Source organism: Methylomonas sp. MgM2, assembly GCF_054172045.1.
The window spans coordinates 1-6,621 of sequence record NZ_JBSYXO010000072.1 but is presented as its reverse complement, the minus strand read 5'-3'; the positions used below and the strand labels follow the sequence as shown (position 1 = coordinate 6,621).

Below are 6,621 nucleotides of genomic sequence, written 5' to 3'. Positions count from 1 at the left end.
TACAAATGGCGCATACCTTGAAAACCAAACAGGGTCGTGGCCGCTACGGACAGCGTAAATGCACCGTAGAGCCGGTAATTGGCGTCATCAAACAGATCATGGGCTTTCGACAATTCTCGTTGCGTGGCCTGCAAGCGACTTCCGGCGAATGGAAACTGGTCGCCCTGACCTACAATCTGAAACGAATGCACGTGTTGGCGGCCGGATAGGCCGACATGAGCGTCAAAATATCCCCGCTTTATGTCGCATGGCGATCAGGCCGGACCGCTTTTTGCTGTGTGCAGCCCCGGCATATATTGTCCGAGCCGCCGCCGCTAACTTCGTTTGCCTGTCGGCCCCACAAATTCAGCCGGGCCTGTTTATTCTCCGACAGGCTCCTAGGTCGACATTCCCGCCCGCGCAGTTGAGCAAGCAAACTGATTTGACGACCGCCTGCATTCTATCGGTTATAGTTGCATGGATCACGACTCTGTTTGAAGGTTGCACGCGTTAGAATAAGTCATCCTTTCCATCCAACGGTCGCATGAAAATAACGGGGGTTATACATGCCAAGCGACGAATACGTCTATACCGATATCGCCTTTGCCGAGGTCCGAGCCAAACACATAAGGCGAACCGTAGACTTAGCTTTATTACTGATCGCTACCAACGGAATTTGGTGGGGCTATTTCGCCTACACTTTTCAGGCTTGGCCCATGCTGTACTTGGATATGTTCGCCGCAACCGCTGCATTGACACTGCTTTTCACTTGCCGAATCAAACGTCTGTCAGCGCATACGGCAACGCATCTGGCGATGCTCGTCGCATTGGCATTCATCTGGGCATCCTTGCTGATCATCGAAGGATTACCGGCCGGCGCGCACCCGACCCTGAATCACTGGTGGTTTGTCGCGACCGGGATGGCGGCATGTTTATTATTCGTCGATTCCAAAAACTGGCGCCTTTTCTATACGCTTTTTTCATTCGTTTCGTTCGTACTTTGCGATCAGGGGTATTTGAATGTTCCGGCATTTGGTCCGCTTCCGGCCGAAGCAGCCGGCATCATGTTTCATATCATGGAAGCCGGCGTGCATTCCGGCGTTTTCATCGCGGTCATACTGCTGGCAGGCGTCTTCATCGCCAGCATTTCTAATGCCGAAATACAGCTGAAAAGGGCGAATGCCATACACGAATCACTGCTCAGCAAAATGCTGCCCAAATCGGTTGCAGACCGGCTTAGAAATGAGGGTAAAACCTTCGCCGACGATCACCTTGAATGTAGCGTGCTATTCGCGGACCTAGTCGGCTTCACCACCCTAACCACCAAAATGCGCCCGGAAGATCTGGTCAAATTGCTCGATGAAATTTTTTCAAAATTCGACGACCTTACCGAATCCTTTCGTTTGGAAAAAATCAAGACCATAGGCGACGCCTATATGGTAGCCGCCGGCCTGCCGGAACCCCGCGCCGACCACGCCAAGGCCTGCGTCGCCTTGGCATTTAAGATGCGCGAGACGATACGGGAATATGTCGACTTGAACGTGCGCATCGGCATACACTCCGGCAGCGTCATTGCCGGCGTCATCGGCCGCCGGAAATTTATGTACGATTTATGGGGCGATACCGTCAACATCGCGTCACGCATGGAATCGCACGGCATCGGCGACGAAATCCAAATCAGCGAACGGACTGCTGAATTGATACAAGACGAATTCGCGCTTAAGCCGAGGGGAGAGATCGCGATAAAAGGCCGCGGGTCGATGAACGTCTTCTTGGTGGCCGGAAAACATATCGTGCGCCCTGTTTCGGTTTCGGCCGATTCCCCGGCGACATCCCGACCAGTAACGTTTTGAACCGCCTTGGCCTGCATCCGCGCAAAAACCCAAATAGCGCATCGTTACATTTGAACGCAAACACGAACATTACAAGCAACTATTTCCATCCAAAATCAAATCAGCCGCCTTTTCCGCAATCATCATCACCGGCGCATTGGTGTTACCGCTGACGATACTCGGCATGATGGAGGCGTCGACAACTCGCAAACCATCGACACCATGCACCCGCAATTGCGGATCGACCACCGCCATGTCGTCCCGTCCCATCTTACAAGTGCCGGCCGGATGCCAAGTGGTCGACGCGGTGCGTCTGACAAAGTTTTCCAGCGCTTCGTCGCTATGATTCTGCAATCCGGGAGCGACTTCCTGACCGCGAATATCGTCGAAGGCCTTACCGTATAAAATCTTTAGGTTCCAGCGCACGCCGGCCATTGCGCAGCGCAGATCGTCGTCGGCGCTAAAATAATTGAAATCGACGACAGGCCTATCCAGCGGATCGGCCGAAGCCAGCTTTACCGTACCGCGGCTCTCGGGGCGATTGATATAGGCCGTCAAGGTAATGCCGTGGCGATGGATCGCGCCGGCTTCCGGATAATCCGGCGGCAGCAGCATCAGAAAAAACAATTGCAAATCGGGCCAGATTTCGTCCGGACGGCTTTTGACGAAGGCGCCGGCCTCCAGGAAATTCGACGCGAGCCAGCCTTCGCGCCGGATCCGGTATTCGTCGACGGCCGCTTGTTTGCGGCTTTCGTCAAGTCCGGCAAACGTCAGCGGTCGATCGATTTCGCAGCGCACTCGGGTATGCAAATGATCCTGGAGATTCCTGCCAACGCCCGGCACATCGGCTTTGACCGAAATTCCCTGATTTCTCAATTCCGATTGCTTGCCTATCCCCGACAGCATCAGCAATTGCGGCGAACGCAATGCCCCAGCGGAAACGATCACCTCGGCGGCCGCATAGGCTTTTTCCGCGCGGCCGAAGTGCAAATATTCAACGCCGATCGCGCGCCGGCCGTCGAACAACAATTGCGTCGCCAAGGCATGGGATGTCACCGTTAAATTAGCTCTGTCCTTAACCGGGTGCAGATAGGCGTCGGCGGCACTGCAACGCCGACCGTCACCGATCGTCGCTTGCATAGGTCCGTAACCTTCTTGGCTTAGGCCGTTGAAATCGGGGTTGAACGGAATGCCGGCTGCTTCGGCGGCGGCGAAATAACGTTGCACCAAAGGGTTGTCGCCGGGATGGCTGCAAACGGCCAAAGGCCCCTTATTGCCGTGGTAACGGTCGGAAAATGTCCGATTGTTTTCCGCTTTGATGAAATAAGGCAACACCTCTTCGTAGGACCAGCCTTCGTTACCCAGCTCCAGCCAATGATCGTAGTCGCCGCGGTTGCCGCGCATATAGATCATGAAGTTGATCGAGCTGGAACCGCCCAATACCTTGCCTTGCGGCAAAAAAATCCGGCGTCCGAACATCCTTGCTTGCGGTACGGTACGCAAGCCCCAATCGTAGGGACTATCCTGCAGTTGCGCGTAATACGCCGGGGTCCGAATGATGTCGGCGTCGTCCTCGCCCCCGGCTTCCAGCAACAAAACCCGGTGATTTCGGTTTTCTGATAAGCGGTTGGCCAGCACGCATCCTGCGGAACCGGCGCCGATGATGATGTAATCGAACACGACCATTTTCTTAACTCGGTTTAACCAACTTGGATAAGGCGCCGGCGGCAACTATCATCGGCGACAACACCGGACTGAAAGGCGGCGCATAAGCCAAGTCGGCATTTTCCAAATCAAAGCAGCCAAGTCCGCCCAGCAACGCCGTCGCGGCGATATCGACGATCTTATCGACCGCACCGGCACCGATCACCTGCGCACCCAATAAACGCCCGTCGTTCGCCTTGGCCACCAGTTTGACCTTGAGTTCCTGACTGCCCGGGAAATAACGCGCCTTATCGCGCGCAAAAATAACGGCGCTGACGATATCGAAGCCGGCCGCACGTGCGGCCGTTTCGGTCAGGCCGGTCAAGCCGACATTCAAATCGAATGTCTTGAAAATTGCCGTGCCGAAGACGCCGGGAAAACGGGCATCGCCGCCCGCCGCATTTTCGCCGGCCACCCTGCCCTGTAAATTGGCAATGTCGCCCAAGGGCTGCCAGACGGCCTGCCCTGTGATGCGATGCCGGCTTTCAACACAATCGCCGGCTGCATAAATACCGGGGACGCTGGTTTGCATGCGCGCATCGACGGCAATGGCGCCGGTGGCGCCTACGGCGATCCCGGCTTGTTCGGCCAGATCCACATTCGGGTAAGCGCCCATTGCCAGCACGACAAAATCGGTCTGCAACCGAGCTCCGGATAAACTCACCACCTCGGTAACACGCCCGTTTCGGCCGTTCAACTCTGCGACACCGTCGCCTGCCAGGACAGCGACATGCTGAGATTGCAGGTATTCATGCACCGTTTGACTCATTTCCGGGTCGAGACGGGAAAACACTTGAAGGTTGCGTCCCAGCAAAGTAACGGCTACGCCTAAACGGCTAAGGGATTCGACTAATTCCAGGCCGATGTAGCCGCTACCCACCACCACGGCGTGTTTCGGTTGCAAACGCTGCAAGCTGTCCTTAAAAACATCCATTTCGGTCAGGCTGCGCAGCGTCACCACACCGTCAAGCTCGATGCCGGAAATATTCGGCCGGCAACTGCGGGCGCCGGTCGCGATCACCAGATTGTCGAAGCCGTCTTCGAACACGCGGTCGTTGGTCAAATCGTGCACCGTCAATTTGCGCGCCCGTGTATCGAGCTTGATGACTCTATGTCGAACCAGGACGTTGATGCCTTCCTTGGCGAAATTGGCCGGATGCCGAACAATCAAAGCATCGCGATTGCTGACCAAACCGTAGAGATAATAAGGCTGGCCGCAGGCCGAATAAGACACTTCCGCTTCGTCCTGATATAGCACGATTTCGATATTGGGGTTGACTCGACGCGCTCTCGCCGCCGCTTTACTGCCGGCGGCGACGCCCCCGATGATTGCCAGTCGCATCTATCCGTTCCTAATCGGTCCGGCCCGACAACCAACTGCCGTCGCCGGCGAAATATGCGGGTTCGCCGCCGGTATGGATAAACAGTACCTGTCCGCCGTACCGCCGCCATTTGAAGCTGTCCAGCAGTCCAGCCATCGCCTTGCCGGTATAGGTCGGATCCAGCAACAGCCCTTCGATACGACCCAGCAAACGTATCGCATCGGCCGCTTCGGCGCTTGGAATGCCGTATCCCGGGCCGATATAACCGCCGTGTACAACGACCTCGTCCAACCCGAACGACTCGCTCAAGCCCAGTACCGCGGCGGCCTCAGTCGCCAAGCGCACGATTTGCTCGCGTACGGCGCCGGCATCTCGGCTGACGGTATAGCTTTCGACTCGCCACGGATTACCCAGCAACCGCGTCCCCAACAACCAACCGGCATGCGTGCCGCCGGAACCGGTGGCCAACACCACCGTAGCAGGCACGATATCCAGCATACGGCATTGTTCGTAGACTTCCCTTGCCGCCGCCGCATGCCCCAGAGCTCCCAGCGCACAGGCGCCGCCGCGAGGAATCGCGTATGGCCGCCGTCCCCTTTCCGTCAACCGCTTAGTTTCGGCTTCGATACCGACGTCGACCGAAGCCCTGTCGTCGTCGCCGGTAAAAATCGCATCGGCGCCGAGCATGCAGGTCACCCGAAAGTTACCGTCCCGATGGGATGGCGGTTTTCCCCAGAAAACCGCGACGCAATCCAGGCCGAAATAAGACGCCGCGGCAGCCGTTGCCCTGACATGATTGGACTGAGCGCCGGCGCCTGTTACCAGCACATTCGCTTCACAGTTCAACGCATCGGCCGCCAGGAACTCCAGGCCGCGGATCTTGTTGCCGCCCAAGCCGAAGCTGATCAAATCGTCGCGCTTGCACCAGATGTCGGTGCCGCCCAGTCTCCGGCTCAACTGCGCAAGCGGCAACAAAGGCGGCACCGCACGCATCAAATTCCGCCGCGGCCGCGCTGCCAAGGTCCGCCATGCGGGATGGTTCAAGCCGGGTTTATGCATGTTTCGAATTCCAGGCTTTGACTGCAGCCAAGACCTGGTCGACCATGGCGCCGCAACTGCCGGTGCCGCGTTCGACGTCGAAGGCTTCGTCTATGCCATTTGCGCCGAGTAGCGACACGATCTCCGCTTCCGCCAGCAGTGCGTCCTTAAAAGCCATGCCTTGCTCGCCGGCCGCCATCGCCACCCGGTAAACCAAGGTATGTGCGCTCTGCTTGCCGAGATGAGGCGTGAGCGCCAGCATGACTTGCTCGGCAAATACAAAGCCTTTGCTAGCCGCCAGATTTTCCCGCATGCAATCTTCATGCACTTGCAAATGTCGCAGCAGGATTTGCAGCAAAGCTACGGCTTTTTGCGTCATCAAACAGGCACCCGGCACAACCGCCCATTCGCTTTTCCAGGCGCGGCCGTCGCGCTCGTGGTCGTGCACCAGGTTTTCGTTCATTTGGGCGGCGTGGTAGCGCACGGTTCTGGCCAATGTGCCCAGATGTTCGGAAATTTCCGGATTGCGCTTTTGCGGCATCGTAATGCTGCCGACCGTGCCCGGCACGAAACCTTCGCTGACTTCGGCTATCTCCGGCCGTTGCAAATTGTAAATTTCATGTCCGATGCGATCCGCCGTAGCCGTCATCAGCGTCAATAGATTCAGCCATTCGGCCAAGCGGTCGCGCGACACGCTCCAGGCAATGGCCGGCGCTTGCAATCCCAGCTTTTCGAAAAACAGTTTT

The 6,621-nt window shown here is 57.0% G+C and carries 6 protein-coding genes; 2 read left to right on the top strand and 4 right to left on the bottom strand.

Annotated features, from left to right (window positions below):
• Together ACW73I_RS22735 and ACW73I_RS22730 are read left to right on the top strand one after the other, a co-directional pair.
• A partial coding sequence (locus ACW73I_RS22735) for a transposase (RefSeq protein WP_458031793.1) occupies positions 1-209 on the top strand: 209 nt, incomplete at its 5' end.
• 336 nt (positions 210-545) lie between these two features.
• Positions 546-1,832, top strand: a complete 1,287-nt coding sequence (locus ACW73I_RS22730; RefSeq protein WP_458031792.1) for an adenylate/guanylate cyclase domain-containing protein — start codon at positions 546-548, stop codon at positions 1,830-1,832.
• A gap of 69 nt (positions 1,833-1,901) precedes the next feature.
• Here the strand turns inward: ACW73I_RS22730 and ACW73I_RS22725 are convergent, their stop codons facing one another.
• The 4 genes from ACW73I_RS22725 to ACW73I_RS22710 form a co-directional block, all read right to left on the bottom strand.
• Positions 1,902-3,491 (bottom strand): GMC family oxidoreductase, encoded by a 1,590-nt coding sequence (locus ACW73I_RS22725; protein ID WP_458031791.1) that lies wholly within the window; start codon positions 3,489-3,491, stop codon positions 1,902-1,904.
• Between the two features lie 10 nt (positions 3,492-3,501).
• The gene (locus tag ACW73I_RS22720; protein ID WP_458031790.1) at positions 3,502-4,857 is read right to left on the bottom strand and encodes an FAD-dependent oxidoreductase; all 1,356 of its coding nucleotides are present in this window, start codon (positions 4,855-4,857) and stop codon (positions 3,502-3,504) included.
• 10 nt (positions 4,858-4,867) lie between these two features.
• Positions 4,868-5,896 (bottom strand): coenzyme M biosynthesis enzyme XcbE, encoded by a 1,029-nt coding sequence (gene xcbE, locus ACW73I_RS22715; protein ID WP_458031789.1) that lies wholly within the window; start codon positions 5,894-5,896, stop codon positions 4,868-4,870.
• A partial coding sequence (locus ACW73I_RS22710) for a lyase family protein (RefSeq protein ID WP_458031788.1) occupies positions 5,889-6,621 on the bottom strand: 733 nt, incomplete at its 5' end. The genes ACW73I_RS22710 and xcbE, both read right to left, overlap by 8 nt.

Excerpts from the sequence above, each read along its gene's own strand:
- ACW73I_RS22730 (WP_458031792.1), top strand. The coding sequence starts at position 546 with ATGCCAAGCGACGAATACGTCTATACCGATATCGCCTTTGCCGAGGTC.
- ACW73I_RS22720 (WP_458031790.1), bottom strand. The coding sequence starts at position 4,857 with ATGCGACTGGCAATCATCGGGGGCGTCGCCGCCGGCAGTAAAGCGGCG.
- xcbE (WP_458031789.1), bottom strand. The coding sequence starts at position 5,896 with ATGCATAAACCCGGCTTGAACCATCCCGCATGGCGGACCTTGGCAGCG.